A 17,186-nucleotide genomic window follows, 5' to 3' on the forward strand; every position below is an offset into this window, starting at 1 on the left:
ATGAAAGTAAGGGCATCTGTTAAACCAATATGTGAAAAATGCAAAGTGATCAAACGTAAAGGAAAAGTAATGGTCATTTGCGAGAACCCGAAGCATAAACAAAAACAAGGCTAGCATAAGCTTGTACAAGAAACATGTAATACCAGAAGCTCATCCGATGAGCTAATAAGCTAAAAATCAGGAGGTGCATCAAACGAATGGCACGTATTGCAGGTATAGATATTCCACGTGATAAACGTGTAGTAATTTCATTAACCTATATTTATGGAGTAGGAAAGAGTACTGCCCAGCAAGTGCTGGAAGAAGCAGGCGTTTCAGAAGATACACGAGTACGTGATCTGACAGAAGATGAATTAAGCCGAATCCGTAAAGCGGTAAACACGCATACCATCGAGGGCGACCTTCGTCGTGAAACATCACTTAATATTAAACGATTAATCGAAATCGGATCTTATAGAGGAGTTCGCCATCGTCGCGGATTACCGGTACGCGGACAAAAAACAAAAAACAACTCACGCACACGTAAAGGACCACGCCGTGCAGTTGCAGGAAAGAAGTAACGTAAAAGGAGGTTAGCAGTAATGGCACGTAACCAAAACACACGTAAGCGCCGTGTGAAAAAGAATATAGAATCCGGTGTTGCCCATATCCGTTCTACTTTTAATAACACAATTGTAACAATTACGGATCCTCAGGGAAATGCAGTGGGATGGAGCTCTGCGGGTGCATTAGGATTTAAAGGTTCTAAAAAATCAACACCATTTGCCGCTCAAATGGCAGCAGAAACTGCAGCAAAATCAGCTGTGGAAAGTGGCATGAAATCTTTGGAAGTAACTGTAAAAGGACCGGGAGCCGGCCGTGAAGCCGCAATTCGTTCACTTCAGGCAGCAGGCCTGGAAGTTACGGCAATTGTCGATGTGACTCCAGTCCCTCACAATGGCTGCCGCCCGCCAAAACGTCGTCGTGTATAAGTATACTGTATGAGAATTTGTCACCTTGTCTATAATGGGTTATGATGGCTAAAATGCCTGAAGGTACGGAGGTCTTTCATAACTCAGTTCGAAAGACAGGATAGTACGAGATGAATACAGGTAGATAAGCGTAAAACAACTGCCTATTTGGGGAATTTCGGTTAGATCATAAGGTCTAACCGGGGTTTCGACGTTTTTAAGGAGGGTTTTATTGGATGATCGAAATTGAAAAGCCAAAAATAGAAACGGTAGAAATCAGCGAAGATGCTACGTTTGGAAAATTTGTAGTCGAACCGCTTGAACGTGGATATGGTACCACTCTAGGAAACTCCTTGCGTCGTATCCTTTTATCCTCACTTCCAGGTGCTGCTGTAACATCAGTTCAAATTGATGGTGTACTGCATGAGTTTTCAACAATCGAAGGGGTTGTGGAAGACGTAACAACAATAATTTTGAATCTGAAAAAGCTGGCTCTGAAAATTTATTCTGATGAGGAAAAGACATTAGAAATCGATGTGCAGGGAGAAGGGGAAGTAACAGCCAGAGATCTCACATTTGACAGTGATGTGGAAGTACTTAACCCTGAACTTCCCATTGCAACATTAAACAAAAAAGGGCATTTGCATATGAAAATCACGGCAGAACGCGGCCGTGGATATCGTCCTGCAGAAGAAAACAAAAGTGATGATCAACCAATTGGCGTGATCCCGGTCGATTCCATTTTCACCCCGGTATCCCGTGTCGTATATCAAGTGGAAAATACTCGCGTTGGTCAGGTTGCAAACTTTGATAAGCTAACGATGGATGTGACTACTGACGGAAGTATTCGTCCGGAAGAAGCAGTGTCACTGGGAGCAAAGGTCTTTACCGAACACCTGAATATATTTGTAGGCTTAACGGATGAAGCGCAGCAAGCCGAAATTATGGTGGAAAAAGAGGAAGATCAAAAAGAAAAAGTCATGGAAATGACAATTGAAGAACTGGATCTTTCCGTAAGATCCTATAACTGCTTGAAGCGGGCCGGAATCAACACGGTACAGGAGCTTGCGAATAAATCCGAAGAAGATATGATGAAAGTTCGAAACTTGGGACGGAAATCTTTGGAAGAAGTAAAAACAAAGCTCTCGGACTTAGGACTAGGTCTGCGTGATGATGATTAAGTCAACTTAAAGTGGATGAAATAAATGATAAGAAGCGAGATGTCTTGAAAAAGCATATCATTCTTCTTCATCGGGTATAGAAGTTTAGTTAATGAAATCGGTACTTATCACTGATTTCCACCAGTCCGGCTTCTGACTTCAAACTTCAACCTCTGGAAAGACGAGGCTACAGCTGAGTTTTTCTCTCGACAGATTTTTTACTAAAGCTCAGAAAGGGAGGGATAGTCCATGGCTAGAAAATTAGGCCGTACAACAGATCAGCGTATGGCTCTTCTTCGTAATCTTGCGTCTGATTTAATTATTCATGAACGGATTGAAACGACTGAAGCGAAAGCGAAAGAATTGAAATCGGTAGTAGAGAAAATGATTACCCTTGGGAAACGCGGGGATCTTCATGCACGCCGCCAGGCTGCATCTTTTCTGTTCGACCAGGAAGCAAATGAAAATGAAAATGTCATTCAAAAATTATTTGATGATGTTGCCGCACGCTATGAAGACCGTCAGGGTGGATATACACGAGTGCTTAAACTTGGTGCCCGTCAAGGTGATGGAGCGAAAATGGCTATCATTGAACTTGTTTAACTTGACAGATAAGAAAGTACTATACTTTCTTGTCTGTATAAGCAAATAAGAAGCGCTGAGGAGCGACTATCGCAGGTGATAAGCCACCCGGGTTTACTAAAGTGCTATCACATCAAGGGCAGGACTAAATCTCTTTCATGAGGTCTATCCAAGCCCTTTTTTTGTATAGCACAGAGGTGCCTGTCACTCCCCGAATTATGTCGAAAAATATATAGTAATAACTTTATGTGCAGGATGAACTTCCCTTTACATACAAAAGAAAATCCCGGGAGGAGGAAGCGTCTATGAGAGAGAGAATGGTTGAGTTCAGAAATGTATCTTTCCGGTATGGAGATGAGCAGCCCTGGGTATTAAAGAATGTTTCGTTTGAAATCTATGAAAAAGAATGGATTGCCATTATTGGCCATAATGGCTCCGGGAAGTCTACCATCGCCAAACTGTTGAATGGCCTCTTGTTCCCCCAGGAAGGAGAAATCCTCATCGGTGGCATGGAGGTCAACGAAGAGACGATCTGGGATATCAGAAAAGAAGTGGGGATGGTTTTTCAGAATCCGGACAACCAGTTTGTTGGGACTACTGTCCAGGATGATGTCGCGTTTGGCATGGAAAACAGGGGTTTTTCCCGAGATGAGATGGTAAAACGCATTGATGCTACTTTAGGTGCAGTAGGAATGCAGGATTATCTCTTAACCGAACCGCACCGGTTATCTGGAGGACAGAAGCAGCGTGTAGCGATTGCAAGTGTACTGGCAATCTCTCCGAATGTACTGATTTTGGATGAAGCCACAGCCATGCTTGATCCCCGGGGCCGGGCAGAGATTATGCGGACAGTTGCGGATGTTCAAAAACAGAATGATCTATCTTTAATTACCATTACCCATGACCTGCAGGAAGTAGTGCAGGCAGAACGAGTCATCGTGATGAATGAAGGAGAGATCTGGGAGGAAGCAGCCCCAAGGGATATTTTCTCGCAAAAAAATGAACTTACTCAAATCGGTTTGGATGTTCCTTTCGTGGCAAAACTGGCAGAAGCACTGAAAGAAAAGGGAATTCCTCTTACAAAGGAACCATTAAACCATGAAGAATTGCTGGAGGACTTATGGACATTACATTCAAAGACGTAAGCTATATATATCAGCGTAAATCACCTTTTGCACACAAGGCAATCGATCATTTGGATTTACATATTGCATCCGGTTCTTTTGTTGCAATCATTGGGCATACCGGTTCCGGGAAATCCACGTTGATCCAGCATTTGAATGGCCTGGCTGTTCCGAGTGAAGGGGAAGTGACTATTGGTGATTACCGGCTTACCCCTGATAAAAAGCCGGAAAACATGAAAGAACTCCGGAGCAGGGTTGGCGTGGTCTTCCAATATCCCGAACATCAGCTTTTTGAAGAAAATGTGGAAAAGGATATTGCCTTTGGCCCGGAAAATTTTGGCGTATCGGCAGAAGAGACGAAGCGCAGAACGAAAGAAATACTGCCAATTGTCGGTTTGTCGGACGAATTTCTCGAACGCTCTCCATTTGACTTGAGCGGCGGGCAAATGAGAAGGGTTGCGATCGCAGGTGTACTTGCGATTAAGCCGGAGGTGCTGGTGCTGGACGAGCCGACGGCAGGACTTGATCCACGGGGCCAGAAAGAAATGATGGAAATGTTTTACCGGATGCATAAAGAACAGAATCTGACCACCATCCTCGTAACACACAGCATGGAGGATGCTGTGAAATATGCCGACCATGTCATTATTTTAAATAAGGGCAAGAAATATATGGAAGGTGTACCTGAAGAAGTATTTATCCAGAAAGAAGCACTGAATAAGGTCCAGCTCGATGTTCCGGAAATGGTCCAATTTCTAAACCAATTTGAGGAAAGATTTGGTCACGCCATCCCTTTTAAGAGGCAAACAGTTGATGATATGGCAGCCTCCATGTATGAAAGATTAAAGGGGGCGGAAAGCCATGAATAACGCGCTTATTATCGGACAATACGTCCCGGGCAACTCGATCGTACACAGGCTTGACCCGAGAACGAAAATCACGATCATTTTTGTATTTGTATTCATTGTTTTTTTCGCTAATAATTTGCCGAGCTATACGATTATTACTGTTTTTGCATTAACGGCAATGTTCACATCCCGGGTGCCGGTCCGGTTTATTATGAAAGGATTGACTCCCGTCTGGTTTTTAATTATCTTTACTTTTATCCTTCATTTAATTGTAACGAATGAAGGAACCGTACTTATCGAAATCTTTAATTTTCAAATTTATTCCGGCGGTGTAATCCAGGGGTTTGCTATTTCCATGCGCTTCTTTTTGCTCATTCTGGTGACGTCCATGCTTACTTTAACAACGACACCGATTGAAATAACAGATGCGATAGAGGATATGCTGCATCCTTTAAAGCGGGTAAAATTCCCGGTTCACGAATTGGCTCTCATGATGTCCATTTCACTAAGGTTTATCCCCACACTTATGCAGGAAACGGACAAAATATCAAAAGCTCAGGCCTCCCGTGGCGTCGATTTTCGAACAGGTCCTGTTAAGGAACGTATTAAAGCCGTCGTTCCGCTCCTTGTTCCATTGTTTGTCAGTGCCTTCAAAAGAGCGGAGGAATTGGCCATGGCCATGGAAGCACGTGGTTATCAGGGCGGGGAAGGTCGTACAAAACTGAGAGAATTACAAATAGAAAAGCGGGATATTTGGATTTATTTATTATTTGCTGCGGTTGTAGCAGCTTTATTTATCACGAGAGCCTATTAGGCTTTTTACCTGACAGGGAAGAGGATTAAGGCATCATACAGCAACTTGGAAAAAGAAAAAAGAAAGGTTAGACAGTCAATGGTACGATTAAAATGCACCATTCATTATGATGGTTCCCAATTTTCCGGGTTCCAGATTCAACCTAAGAAACGTACCGTTCAGGGTGTGCTGGAGCGTGCATTAAAGAAGATGCATAAAGGGGAAGATATACGAATACAGGCTTCAGGGAGGACCGATACAGGTGTTCATTCCTTTGGCCAAACCATTCATTTCGACTCCCCTTTTCACATCCCGGAAAATAATTGGAAAACCGCATTAAATACACTTTTGCCCGATGATTTATATGTAAAGCAGGCGGAAATTGTTCCGGAAGGCTTTCATGCCAGGTATGATGTGGTGGAAAAAGAATATCGCTATTATGTTTGGCATCAAAAAGAAAGGGATGTATTCAAGCGGAACTACTATTACCAATTCCCTTATCAGCTTAATATGGAAGCCATCAAGGAAGGGTGCCGCCACCTGGAAGGGACACATGATTTTACGACTTTTTCATCTGCGAAGGCGTCAGCCAAAGGATCCAGGGAACGCACCCTCTATCAGGTGAGCTGCAAAAAACGGGGAGAAGAAGTAGAGTTTATTCTTCGGGGAAGCGGCTTTTTATATAATATGGTAAGGATTATTGTAGGCGTATTACTGGATATCGGTCAGGGAAGGAAGCATCCTGATGACATTCCGGGACTGCTGGCGGCCAGGGACCGCAGGCTGGTGGGAGAAACAGTCCCGCCACAGGGATTGTATTTGTGGCGGGTAAATTACGGCGAGTAAAGCTTTGCCCGGCATGTTCCATTGATTGTGGCCAGGTAAAAAGGAGGTGATGAATATAATAGTATATTCATCACCTTCAAACTTAATCCGCTATATCGGTTAAAACAATATTATCGCCAGCTTCTTCTGCCGTATAGACCCAAACGTAGTCTACTATTTCTTCTTCCCCACTTTCATAAATGAGCTTAATCTCCTCCTCCGTAGATACAAACCATTTGCCATCGGCTTGCTCCACGCTGGTTACAGAGGCACTTAGAACTTGTTGGGTCATCCCCGCATCGCTTAAGCGTTCAACTAAATCACTTTGCATGGTGTGTAAATCACTGCCATCCTTAATATACGGTTCTACCTTTCCGTAATCATTTGTATTAACGGCTTCTACTAAATGGTAAACATAATTGATTGTCAGTTCTTCCACTATACCGTCCATGTCAGCTTCATGAGATAAATCTATCATAGCATCATAAAACTCCTGAGACCCTTCCAAAGTTCTTGTAGGAGTAAAACTGTCCTCATACCAGCTGTTGATTGGATAACATGCATCTATGAGCCAGCGGTTATCTTCCGTATCAAGGATTAACTCCAATTCACAATGATCAATTCTTTCATCAGGAATACCTTCCTCATCTGCCCGATGAATGGAAGAAGTAAAATAAAATTTTGCGGGAACAGATACTTCCGTATCGTTATAAAATATAAGCTGGTCAAAGTCTATTTCTACATAATCGAATTGCCCTGAAAAATATTCATCCCAATTTATATATTGCTGAAAATTATCTTTAAATAAATCCCTCATGTCATCTGTTACGTTAGTAAATAAGCTTTCATCATATTTGGCATTCGCTTCCGCGTACGCTTCGCCATATAATAGAACTTGCTCAGATATCTCATCTGTTAAAACATCATTTAATGTATCGATCCGGACCTCGTGATACCTCTCTGTTAAATCCAGATTTGCAGCTTCAATCTTACCCCAAGCCGTCTCTGCGGTGGGGGTGACCGAAACGGAACCGTCCAGTTCCAGGGGACCAAGCTCTGCAATGGTTAAATTTTCATCAAACAAGATTTTTTGGTCATTTATCTCAATATAAGCCTCTTTAATCGGAACACCATATGAATCATAAAGCTCCAGCGTAACATAGTCGGCTGTTAAATCAACGTCATAGGTAACCCAATCACTGTAAGGATTGGCAAGTAAAACGGTTTGGTCCGTTTCCACTTCGGTAAATTCTCCGCTATAACTACTTTCCAAATTGTAAATTCCCGGCGAAATAGGTCCATAAACGACTTGGAGGTCTTCCTTTTCGTATGCCTGCACACTTTCTCCGTTAAACGTACTTTTCACTTCGGGGAAAGGTAAATATAGTTCTATGTACTGCGGCTGAAGTGATAAGCTGTAGCGGTCGAAAATCCCCATCCATTTACCATCTTCAAATATGTTGATCAGTTCATTATTTGCAAGAAATTCCCTGGGATGGTTCATCGTCAGATCAATGTAGCCATTTCCATCGTTGGCAAGGGTTGTAAATGCTTTTGCTTCCGCTTCTGAGAGAGAGTCGCCATTATGCAAAAAGGCTGTTTCCTGTATGCTGTTATAGTCCTCATTCTTTAACGCCTGAACAAACCTTTCAATTGTCTTTTCCGGAGATGTATAACTATTTCCCCACATGTAAAATCCGATTAGAAGAATAAAGAAAATTGCACTAGTACTTATAAATACCTTCTGTTTTTTTGTAAATGGCTTTCTTGCTGAGTTCTCCGTTGCAGTTCGCCTGCCATCAGGATTTTTTTGTGTAACAGTTTTTGCTCCGCAATGATTACAGTAATTCTGTGAAGCTTTTATTGGTTTTCCGCATTCCCTGCAATAATGATCCATCCTACGGTTCCTCCTGTTGATAATTGATAGAAAAGACTGGCATAGCTAGAAATAGTATAGTGTATTCCGGATATTTTGTTAAGTCTTTATACCTATTAACTTTAAAAAGTATAATTAAATATACCTATTCACCTGAAGTGATGAATGACATTTTTACTAGTGAAATGTCATTTAAAACTTTTAAAATTATTGCTATTGTTATAATATATACTTTGTGGGTAAAAAGTCACAGATGTAATGAAAGGAGGGATATGTTTGAATTATTGTACACATTGTGGTTCGCCGTTAGAAAAGAATTATACATTTTGTACGTCTTGCGGGGCACAATTAAAATCAAATCGGGCAGCACAGGATAAGCGTGTACTAATAAATCCGGAACCAACTTCAGGTGAGTCAGTTAAACAAGCTTCTGCCGAGGAAAACTCAAATGTAACAGTAACACAGGAGCAACAAAACTCACCTGATCCAAACCATCAGAAAAAGGTTCTATCGAAACGCCAAAAAATAGTACTTGGGATTACTGCAGTTTTTCTTTTAATGCTGTTTGGCACACACCAATTTTTATCCTCTTATTTTGACCCGGGGAAAGATCTGGAGGCGATGGATCAAGCAATATTACATAGTAATCCGGAAGAATTTTTAAATTTTATTCAGTTTGATGAATCAGCATTATTGGATGAAGTGGCTTACTTTCAGTACATAAAGGATAATGAATGGCCGACTGTAAAAGAACAGTTAATTCAATTGATGGATGACAGGCGAACAAATACTTCAGATTTTACGCCCTATGTTGAGAGTATTTACGGCGGGAATTTACTTGCCGTTACACAGGAACCAATCCTTTTTGGACTTTATCATACTTATAAGCTTGAAGCTGTACCTGTGAAACTTATGGTGGACACAAATCTGGAAAATACGGAAGTTACACTGGGTGATATGTCAATATTTGTTGATGCTCTTGAACCTGCTGAACTGGCTTCACTCTATGCCGGATCTTATTCTTTGGAGGCGAGCGCTCATAATGAATTTGGCACCTTTACCCATGAAGAAGACTTTGAAGTACGGGCAGGGGAAGAAAAGAATGTAAGTATTGAGTTCCCGGGGAGTTCATACGGCGTTTCATCAAATATGATGGATGCGACCCTGTTTATTGACGGTAAGGATACTGGAGAAGTATTGGGAAGTATTGAAAGTTTAGGCCCATTCCCTCCCGATAATAATGCGGTGATGCATGCAGAATGGGAGAGACCGGATGGAGAAGTTTTCAAGTCAGACGATGTCACAGTAAATGATGTCAGCTGGGGAAGCTTACCCTTCCAATTTGATGAAACGGCAATGATGGATGAGCCTGACGTGGCTTCGGCAGAAACGGAAGAAATAAATATGGAAGATGCGGAACAAGTGGTATTGGATTTCCGCGCTAACTACGAAACAGCCTTGAATACGAAAGATTTTAGTTTAATCGAATCCTTTTTAAAGGAAGATAGTGAAGTGGACGAAGAGCTGAGAACCTATATTGGAGACTTGGAAGATACAGCTTATCAATATAATTTTATTTCCAATGAAATTCTGGATGTTGAGGAAATTAGTGAAGATTTGATTGAAGTAGCAACAGAAGAACTGTTTATTTTCACTAATCATGTGGATGAGCAAATTGATTATGACAGAGAGAAAGTCTATACCATGGTGCAGGAAGAGGATGGATATAAAATAACCAGGATAGATTACGTGGAAACAAATAGAGATTATTAATTCAAGGGGGAATATACGCTATGTTAGTATGTTCAAAATGTAATAATGAACAGGAATCGGGGAAATTCTGCGGCGTATGCGGAGCAGAATTAGAGGCTGTGCAAAACAAAGCAGAAGCAAGCCAGCCAATTGAGGCGGAGCCCATTGTAAGTCAGACCGGTGCTGATCAGGCTGCAGCTGCACAGCCGCAACTTCAGGAAACAACGGAAGCAGTGAAAAGCGGACTATCACAATATTGGGCTTATGCTACAGGCTTACTGAAAAATCCTGCTCATGCTTTCCAATTAAACGAGAATCATTTAGTAAATGGAATTATTTCTATCGCTTTATATGTAATAACTTTTTCATTAAGTATATATTTTCTAATTAATTCGCTTGCAAATCAATTTAGCGGAGGTTTGTTAGGGGAGAGTGTTCGCTTGCCGTTCTTTGCAGTGAATTTCAGGCTGGTACTTGTTGCGTTACTCCTCTTTCTCGTTGCATTTGGCAGTGCCCTGGCCATCACGAAATTAGCAAAAAACCAGGAATCATTTAAGTTAATCATATCTCAGTATGGTGGATTAATTGTCCCATTTATAGCACTGCATCTTGTTGCTGTCATCGGAGGTCTGTCTACTTCGGTTCAATTAACCATGGTGCCCTTGGTTATTTCACTTACAATTGTCATTCTTTATATACCGGTTCTCTTTGTATATGAGAAAGTGTCCAAAATAAACAGCCAGGGCCAAAAAATTTACTTAAGTCTTGCTGTATTAGTTTTAATCAGTGTTATTTTCTATGTTTTGGGAGAATCGATGTTTGCCGGCATGCTTGAGGAAATTGAATATATGATTGATGATTTAGCCTACTATTCCCGGTGGTAAATAATAGGAGCCATCTCCAGCGAATGAGATGGCTCCTTATAAATTTACCGGCAATGCAATTGAACCATGCAGATCAGAGACCATCAGCCAACAGGAGAAAAGAACGATCGCCGATAAGCGTTGCTTCATCATAAATTGTGGAAAACATTGGACCATGTCCAAATTTAATCTTTTACCTTCTTAAAAAAATGAAACCAGAGCTTGACATTTGGCCCCGGTTTGGTATATTATGATCTATGGCATTTTATTTCTAAAACCACGATTAGCCCCGGAATCTAATTGTGTTGAATATAGGAATAACGAACGAAATTATTTGGAGGGAAACAATCATGCGCACAACTTTCATGGCGAATGAAGCCAACATTGAACGCAAATGGTTTGTTGTGGACGCTGCAGGCCAACGTTTAGGACGCCTGTCCAGTGAGGTTGCTGCAATCCTTCGCGGAAAGCATAAGCCGACATACACACCACATGCTGACACTGGTGACCATGTCATCATTATTAACGCTGACAAAATTGAACTGACAGGAAATAAAATGACGGATAAAAAATATTACCGTCACACTGGCTATACCGGTGGAATTAAAGAGCGCAACGCAGAAGAAATGCGTACCAAATACCCGGAACAAATGCTGGAACTTGCAGTAAAAGGTATGTTGCCAAAAGGTCCATTGGGGCGCAAAATGGGTAAAAAATTGCACGTATACAGAGGTTCAGAGCACAAACATGAAGCACAAAAACCGGAAGTTTACGAACTTCGCGGGTAATTAAAGGGAGGTAAAGGAATTGGCTCAAGTACAATACTATGGCACAGGTCGCCGTAAAAAATCTACAGCCCGTGTACGTTTAGTACCAGGCACAGGAAAAGTGATTATCAATGGTCGTGATGCAAAAGACTATTTTCCATATGAGACGCAGCTTTTAATTCTGAATCAGCCGCTTGCGGCTACGGAAACCCAAGGAACGTATGACGTACTCGTTAACGTTCATGGCGGAGGATTTACCGGACAGGCAGGTGCAATCCGTCACGGAGTTGCCCGCGCGCTTCTCGAAGCAGATCCGGAATATCGTTCCACCTTAAAGGCGGAAGGATACCTGACACGTGACGCGCGTATGAAAGAGCGTTATAAATACGGTCTTAAATCTGCTCGTCGTGCACCTCAGTTCTCAAAACGTTAATACACTTGTCTTTGGAAGGCTCTCATCCAGTTTGGATGGGAGTCTTTTTACGTGTTTACAAATAATTTATTAGCGTTCATCGTAGTCATGTGGGTTCGTTAAATTCCCGGATTGTACATTCTAGAGAGATGATTAACTCAGCAAACTTGATAATGCAGCAAGTGTAATAGTTGAACATCAGCACCCAAAAGACGGCATAACACCATCAAAGATATTAGACAAAGCTGGAAAGCTGCTAAGTATCCGAAGCTCTTGCTCGCTTAGTCTGAAAAAAAGGGGTTATAATGAAAAGGAAGAACTGACTCTCTTTTTTCTTTTCAGATATATATAATTTGCTGTGGGTTTTGGTAGTAGGAATGATGAGAGTTACTGTATCATATAAAATATTGAACTATGAATCATTACATATTAAGGTATCTTTGTACGATGAAGTTCTTAAAGCTTGATCAACAAACTGGGCTGAATTGTAAAAAAAGAGTTTGGAAGTGAAAATATTAGCGGTGAGATCGGAGTGTATGTTTGGTGAAGTATGGTAAAGTGAAAGACATAATGATAAGAATTGTTACAGTTTTAGTATCAGGCATCATCATTTGGAATTTTATAGCTTACCTTAGTGATACATTTATAGGGCAAGAATATAATCCTCTAAGCCACTTCACAATTGCTCTTATCACAACTGTTTTCATTATTATTCTCATACATGTGCTATTAAAAACAGACAAAATTTCGTGGAAAGATCTGGGACAATCTACTTTTAAAACAAATATCTTCTCCTTTCTTCTTGGTTTCTTTCTCTGGACAATACCTGCAACTATTGGACTATTTATTTGTTTACTGTTTGGATGGGTTGAAATAACAGTAAATACAAATTTGAATCACTTTTTGTTGAGTATATTGATTTTATTCGTAACTGTATTCTTTATTGAAGCATTACCAGAAGAACTTATCTTTAGAGGGTATATATATCGTTACTTAAATGTCTTATTTCCACACTGGGGCACAATCATTTTACAAGCATTGTTATTTTCGCTATTTGCTTATTTTATAGGGGCCATGTATTCTGTGGAACAACTTCAATTTATTCCCGGTTTCGCCATTATTCTAGGTGTAATCAGGGCAATATCTGGAAGTGTATGGATAGCAATCGGATTTCATGTTGCAATTATGACAGCAACACAAATTTTAGGACCTATCCATGGACACTTTGATGTGAGTGGAATTTTCACACTCCAATTTGTTGCATTTATTTTACTGCCAAGTGTTATTGGAGCTACAATACTGTCATTTATTTTTTCGAATTTCAAATGGAGCAAAAAAGCACCAATACATTAAACAAGAAACTTACTGTAGGCGTTCTATTCTTTGTATTAACTGATATTCACCTTCATTCTAACTTAATAATGCAGTTGTTCATACTTGAAAATTAAAAATGACTTTGACTTTCTTTTTGGAATAGTTTAAGCTGTTTTATGGCTAAAGGGTATTCCCTAAAACACCTCTCTTATCTTGATCGTGAGGTGTTTTTGCTTTGGAAAAATGTAATGAAGAGGAGAGACGGAACATGAAACGAAAATTATGGTTGCTGGGGGCTGGCTTACTCATTATCTTGAGTGCATGCAGCGATGGGGAAGAAGCAAAAAGCCCGGATTTAAGTGAAGAAGCGGCAGCAGAACAAGAATCTCAAGAAACAGAAGAAACGCAGGAAACGGAAGAAACAATAGTAGGGACAACAGAATCAGAAGAAGAGTCCACATCTGATCCTGAAAGTGAAATGGAAGAAAATGAAGGAGACCACGAAGTACATATCCAAGCGGAAGTAGTGGAACAGGAAAATGAAATTATGGTTTACGGAGAAAGTAATCTATTGCCGGGATCTGAGGTGCGGGTTTCTTTGAATTCGGATGCTATTTTTGCTCGCTCATCCAGAGTTGAGGCCAAATTAGATGGCAGCTTTGAGGTGGATTTTAACCACCCGGAGGTTTACGATAGTGAGCTTTATGTAACAGTGACATTTGAACCGGCAGAGCAGGAACCGGAAATTCAGGAATTTTACGGAGAGCTGGGTGAGAATTTAGAAGGTCCGTTCATCTATAAAGACGAGAATTCGGACGATGAAATTGAATCATTTGCAAAAGCAGAAGCATCATTTCAATTAACAGAAGATGAACTTGTTACGGCGCAAACGGAAACTCCTGAGTGGGAAACAATGGAAGACCAAGGGGAGCTTGAAGTTTGGATGGAAGCGGAAGTAGAAAAAAATGATGAATATTATGATGTATCACTTCAAACAAATTTGCTTGAAGGGGCCCGGGTAAGGGGCTTTATGCATCTGCCGGATTATATTTCAACCGGATTTCAGGATACTGGCCGTGTTGCACCGGATGGGACCTTAGAATTGGAAGTTAATTATCCGGACTCCATTGATGATGAAGATGAGATGTTTCTGAGAATTGACTTTGACCCGAGCATCTCCCAATGGAAAGCGGTTGAAGAACATTATGGAGAGGAAGGAGAAAATCTAACGGGGGGAGGTGTGGAAGAAAATTCCACAGGAAAGAAGATAATCCGGCTGGAGATCCAATTACAATAGAAATGTATTTATAGTTGTCTGAATTAGAAACCACCCACATTGCTTTAGCAGTAAACAGCAATTGGGTGGTTTTTGCTGTGGACTTGAAATTCATTCTAATCACGCTTTTTCTTTGCCTCATAATCTTTCTTATTTCGGCGGCCCAGCTCCATTTCATCCGCGAACTCAGTTTGTGCTTGCCTGAATGTTTTGGGTTTTGCTTTAGGCTCGTCTGAAAATAGCTGATTTTGAATGTATTGATGAATAAATGGTTCGGCTATTGCCGTGAAAAAAGCAGCAGACAGTGCTGTCAGTGCGATGGCTCCACTCATTCCAAAGAAAATACTGCCCAGCATCCAATACAGCAGGAATGATAATGCAAAATCAGAAAGTGTGGCTGTTACATTACCAAGATTTTTCAATATGAGCATATCACCTAAAAGATAAGTAACAACCGTTGTTATGATGCTAATCAAAATTAAATTGTCGAATACAGCAAAATTAAAAATCGAAAAAAATGACAGAACAATCACCGAAATGACAATGAATTTTATACCTATTGCTTTTAAATGAGTCATAAGACTATCCATCCGCTCAAATCCTTTCAGTGTTTGTCTTTTTAGTATGAGCAGAAAAGGTGAAAATATAAGGTGAAATTTTGGTTCGTATGAAGGGAGTCTTTAATAAATTGAAAAAAATTCACATTATTTGTCGAAGATATGTTACAATAAGCAAATATAAAAAAAGAAAGAAAAAAGATGTAAGATGATCGCAATTAATAAGTTGTAAGGAATTTTAAAACGGCGAAATGACAGAATACTGACTCAATTAATCAGTCATCAGGAAGGGGAAACGGGAAGAATGAAAATATTAAACACAATCAGCGGCCTGGCAGGTAAATATTTTGCAGTATTGGTAATTATTATAGCAGTAATCGCTTTTATCACACCAAATCAATTTCTATGGCTCAACTCCTATGTAACAATTCTTTTGGGTATCGTTATGTTTGGCATGGGGTTAACTTTAAAAGCTGTAGATTTTAAACTGATTCTTACCAAGCCATTGCCCGTATTCGTTGGGGTAGCGGCCCAGTTTGTCATTATGCCATTAATTGCATTTGTTATCGCATATCTCTTAAATCTGCCGCCGGCAATAGCGGCTGGCCTTGTCCTGCTTGGATCCGTGCCGGGTGGAACGGCTTCCAATGTGATGGTGTATCTGGCAAGGGGAGACGTGGCGCTTTCTATTACAATGACTTCGCTCTCTACATTGCTTGCACCTATTGCCACGCCGTTTATTTTACTTTTACTGGCAGGTCAATGGCTTCCGGTGGATCCTATTTCCATGCTCTTATCCATCGTTCAAGTAATTATTGTTCCAATCGTATTGGGTCTTTTGGTAAAACGATTTTTCCCGTTGGCGGTGGAACGGAGTATATCGGCTATTCCATTAATATCCGTAACAGCTATCATTATTATTGTGGCCGCTGTAGTGTCAGCCAATGTAGACAATATAGCGACATCCGGCTTGTTGGTTTTTGCTGCAGTCATGCTGCATAATGGATTTGGTCTGGCGCTTGGTTACCTTACAGCCTATTTCATGAAATTGGATGTGTCCAAACAAAGGGCCATTTCCCTTGAAGTCGGTATGCAAAACTCCGGCTTGGGAGTCTCCCTGGCTACTGTGCATTTCGAGCCGTTAGCAGCACTTCCAAGTGCTGCGGGCGCAGTATGGCATAATATTACCGGGCCTATTCTTGCCACACTTTGGGCAAAGAAAGACGCAAAAATACATGCCGCAGAGAATGCACAAAGTGCAGATGGCGAGCTGAAGGTTTCCGGCAAGTGAGGGAGATAAGACGGGGTGCAGTAAGTGAGGATTTAAGGGTTGCAGAATTTTATTGAAAAATTCGTTGAAAGACAATGATTGCAGGCTATGGATTTTTTACTATTCATACATGGCAAAAGAGCATAGTATCCAGTCTATGCTCTTTTGTAAATTTACCTTTCCTCATTATTTTTCTCTTCACCAGCCTTGTCCTTAAAGGACCCTTTCAACTTTTAAATTTACCTTCTGTCTGTTTGGATTTGTCATTAGTCAATCCGCCATACGCATCTTTAGCCTTCCCCTTTGCTTTGTCGGCGGCACCTTCCATTTTATCTTTATATCCACTCATCGTATCCCTCCATTCTGTTTTAAAAAACGATTCCCGTTCCATCTTAGGATGAAACAATGAGAAGTCATTTCTCTTTTGATATAATATGTAGGGAGGTGATTTTATGTCGAAATTGCAATTCTATATTCGACATCAGCCGGATTTTCTCCAGGATAAATTCATATTGGTTTTTAAAAGTGATGCGGCAAGGGATTATTTCAAGCATAAACTTAAAGGAAGTTACTTTGAAGAAATATCAAGTGAATCGGCGGAACACGCAGTGCGTATCGGCATTAACGGCAAGACAATTCCCTTTGGCTATACATTGCGGTTAACAAAAGAAGAAGTGAGCCGGCTGAGTACAGCAAACTGGGAAGAAACTGCTCACCTTCTCGCTGAAGGAAATGAAAGGTTATACAAGGAGAGGGCAGCACAGCAATAATAAAGCAAAAAACATCAACCTGGAGAGACTGCGCTCCCAGCTGATGT

20 protein-coding genes are annotated in these 17,186 nt (G+C 40.8%); 17 read left to right on the forward strand and 3 right to left on the reverse strand.

The genetic code is table 11. The features are described from left to right. From rpmJ to truA, 9 genes are all read left to right on the forward strand, one after another. On the forward strand, positions 1–114 hold the full coding sequence (gene rpmJ / locus ACZ42C_RS16040) for a 50S ribosomal protein L36 (RefSeq protein WP_010095733.1): 114 nt from the start codon (positions 1–3) through the stop codon (positions 112–114). A gap of 83 nt (positions 115–197) precedes the next feature. Continuing rightward, positions 198–560, forward strand: a complete 363-nt coding sequence (gene rpsM / locus ACZ42C_RS16045; RefSeq protein WP_461181480.1) for a 30S ribosomal protein S13 — start codon at positions 198–200, stop codon at positions 558–560. Between the two features lie 21 nt (positions 561–581). Next, entirely contained in the window at positions 582–971 is a 390-nt protein-coding gene (rpsK, locus tag ACZ42C_RS16050; protein ID WP_461181479.1) for a 30S ribosomal protein S11, read from the forward strand. A 215-nt stretch (positions 972–1,186) separates the two neighbouring features. Next, a complete protein-coding gene (locus ACZ42C_RS16055; RefSeq protein WP_461181478.1) occupies positions 1,187–2,131 on the forward strand; it encodes a DNA-directed RNA polymerase subunit alpha in 945 nt (314 codons plus the stop codon). 228 nt (positions 2,132–2,359) lie between these two features. Further along, positions 2,360–2,713 carry a 50S ribosomal protein L17 gene (rplQ, locus tag ACZ42C_RS16060; RefSeq protein ID WP_461181477.1) on the forward strand — a complete coding sequence of 118 codons (354 nt, stop codon included), beginning with the start codon at positions 2,360–2,362 and terminating at the stop codon, positions 2,711–2,713. A 284-nt stretch (positions 2,714–2,997) separates the two neighbouring features. Beyond that, the gene (locus ACZ42C_RS16065; protein ID WP_461181476.1) at positions 2,998–3,837 is read left to right on the forward strand and encodes an energy-coupling factor ABC transporter ATP-binding protein; all 840 of its coding nucleotides are present in this window, start codon (positions 2,998–3,000) and stop codon (positions 3,835–3,837) included. Continuing rightward, positions 3,813–4,685: an energy-coupling factor ABC transporter ATP-binding protein gene (locus ACZ42C_RS16070; protein WP_461181475.1), complete on the forward strand. Its 873-nt coding sequence runs from the start codon at positions 3,813–3,815 to the stop codon at positions 4,683–4,685. The genes ACZ42C_RS16065 and ACZ42C_RS16070 overlap by 25 nt, the downstream gene beginning before the upstream one ends. Then, positions 4,678–5,478 (forward strand): energy-coupling factor transporter transmembrane component T family protein, encoded by an 801-nt coding sequence (locus ACZ42C_RS16075; RefSeq protein ID WP_461181474.1) that lies wholly within the window; start codon positions 4,678–4,680, stop codon positions 5,476–5,478. The genes ACZ42C_RS16070 and ACZ42C_RS16075 overlap by 8 nt, the downstream gene beginning before the upstream one ends. Before the next feature lie 78 nt (positions 5,479–5,556). Then, positions 5,557–6,303, forward strand: a complete 747-nt coding sequence (gene truA / locus ACZ42C_RS16080; RefSeq protein ID WP_461181473.1) for a tRNA pseudouridine(38-40) synthase TruA — start codon at positions 5,557–5,559, stop codon at positions 6,301–6,303. Between the two features lie 82 nt (positions 6,304–6,385). Here the strand turns inward: truA and ACZ42C_RS16085 are convergent, their stop codons facing one another. Then, positions 6,386–8,179, reverse strand: a complete 1,794-nt coding sequence (locus tag ACZ42C_RS16085; RefSeq protein WP_461181472.1) for a zinc ribbon domain-containing protein — start codon at positions 8,177–8,179, stop codon at positions 6,386–6,388. A gap of 255 nt (positions 8,180–8,434) precedes the next feature. Here ACZ42C_RS16085 and ACZ42C_RS16090 point away from each other — a divergent pair, with 255 nt between their 5' ends. The 6 genes from ACZ42C_RS16090 (at position 8,435) to ACZ42C_RS16115 (ending at position 14,563) form a co-directional block, all read left to right on the forward strand. After that, the gene (locus tag ACZ42C_RS16090) at positions 8,435–9,931 is read left to right on the forward strand and encodes a TcaA NTF2-like domain-containing protein (protein WP_461181471.1); all 1,497 of its coding nucleotides are present in this window, start codon (positions 8,435–8,437) and stop codon (positions 9,929–9,931) included. Positions 9,932–9,951: 20 nt separating this feature from the next. Beyond that, on the forward strand, positions 9,952–10,794 hold the full coding sequence (locus ACZ42C_RS16095) for a hypothetical protein (RefSeq protein ID WP_461181470.1): 843 nt from the start codon (positions 9,952–9,954) through the stop codon (positions 10,792–10,794). Positions 10,795–11,123: 329 nt separating this feature from the next. After that, positions 11,124–11,561, forward strand: coding sequence for a 50S ribosomal protein L13 (rplM, locus tag ACZ42C_RS16100; protein WP_461181469.1), 438 nt, complete (start codon positions 11,124–11,126; stop codon positions 11,559–11,561). A 19-nt stretch (positions 11,562–11,580) separates the two neighbouring features. Beyond that, complete coding sequence (gene rpsI, locus ACZ42C_RS16105) at positions 11,581–11,973, forward strand: 30S ribosomal protein S9 (protein ID WP_461181468.1); 393 nt, start codon at positions 11,581–11,583, stop codon at positions 11,971–11,973. Between the two features lie 522 nt (positions 11,974–12,495). Next, positions 12,496–13,305: a CPBP family intramembrane glutamic endopeptidase gene (locus ACZ42C_RS16110; RefSeq protein WP_461181467.1), complete on the forward strand. Its 810-nt coding sequence runs from the start codon at positions 12,496–12,498 to the stop codon at positions 13,303–13,305. Positions 13,306–13,534: 229 nt separating this feature from the next. Next, positions 13,535–14,563 carry a hypothetical protein gene (locus ACZ42C_RS16115; protein WP_461181466.1) on the forward strand — a complete coding sequence of 343 codons (1,029 nt, stop codon included), beginning with the start codon at positions 13,535–13,537 and terminating at the stop codon, positions 14,561–14,563. Between the two features lie 95 nt (positions 14,564–14,658). Here the strand turns inward: ACZ42C_RS16115 and ACZ42C_RS16120 are convergent, their stop codons facing one another. Next, complete coding sequence (locus tag ACZ42C_RS16120; RefSeq protein WP_461181465.1) at positions 14,659–15,132, reverse strand: DUF2512 family protein; 474 nt, start codon at positions 15,130–15,132, stop codon at positions 14,659–14,661. Positions 15,133–15,403: 271 nt separating this feature from the next. On the opposite strand from ACZ42C_RS16120, the gene ACZ42C_RS16125 reads away from it, so the two are divergent. Continuing rightward, a complete protein-coding gene (locus tag ACZ42C_RS16125) occupies positions 15,404–16,390 on the forward strand; it encodes a bile acid:sodium symporter family protein (RefSeq protein WP_461181464.1) in 987 nt (328 codons plus the stop codon). A 205-nt stretch (positions 16,391–16,595) separates the two neighbouring features. Here the strand turns inward: ACZ42C_RS16125 and ACZ42C_RS16130 are convergent, their stop codons facing one another. After that, positions 16,596–16,718 (reverse strand): CsbD family protein, encoded by a 123-nt coding sequence (locus ACZ42C_RS16130; RefSeq protein WP_461181463.1) that lies wholly within the window; start codon positions 16,716–16,718, stop codon positions 16,596–16,598. 103 nt (positions 16,719–16,821) lie between these two features. Between ACZ42C_RS16130 and ACZ42C_RS16135 the strand changes: the two genes are divergently transcribed. Then, positions 16,822–17,139: a hypothetical protein gene (locus ACZ42C_RS16135; RefSeq protein WP_461181462.1), complete on the forward strand. Its 318-nt coding sequence runs from the start codon at positions 16,822–16,824 to the stop codon at positions 17,137–17,139. Positions 17,140–17,186 lie beyond the last annotated feature (47 nt).

The organism is Virgibacillus kimchii (assembly GCF_055379185.1).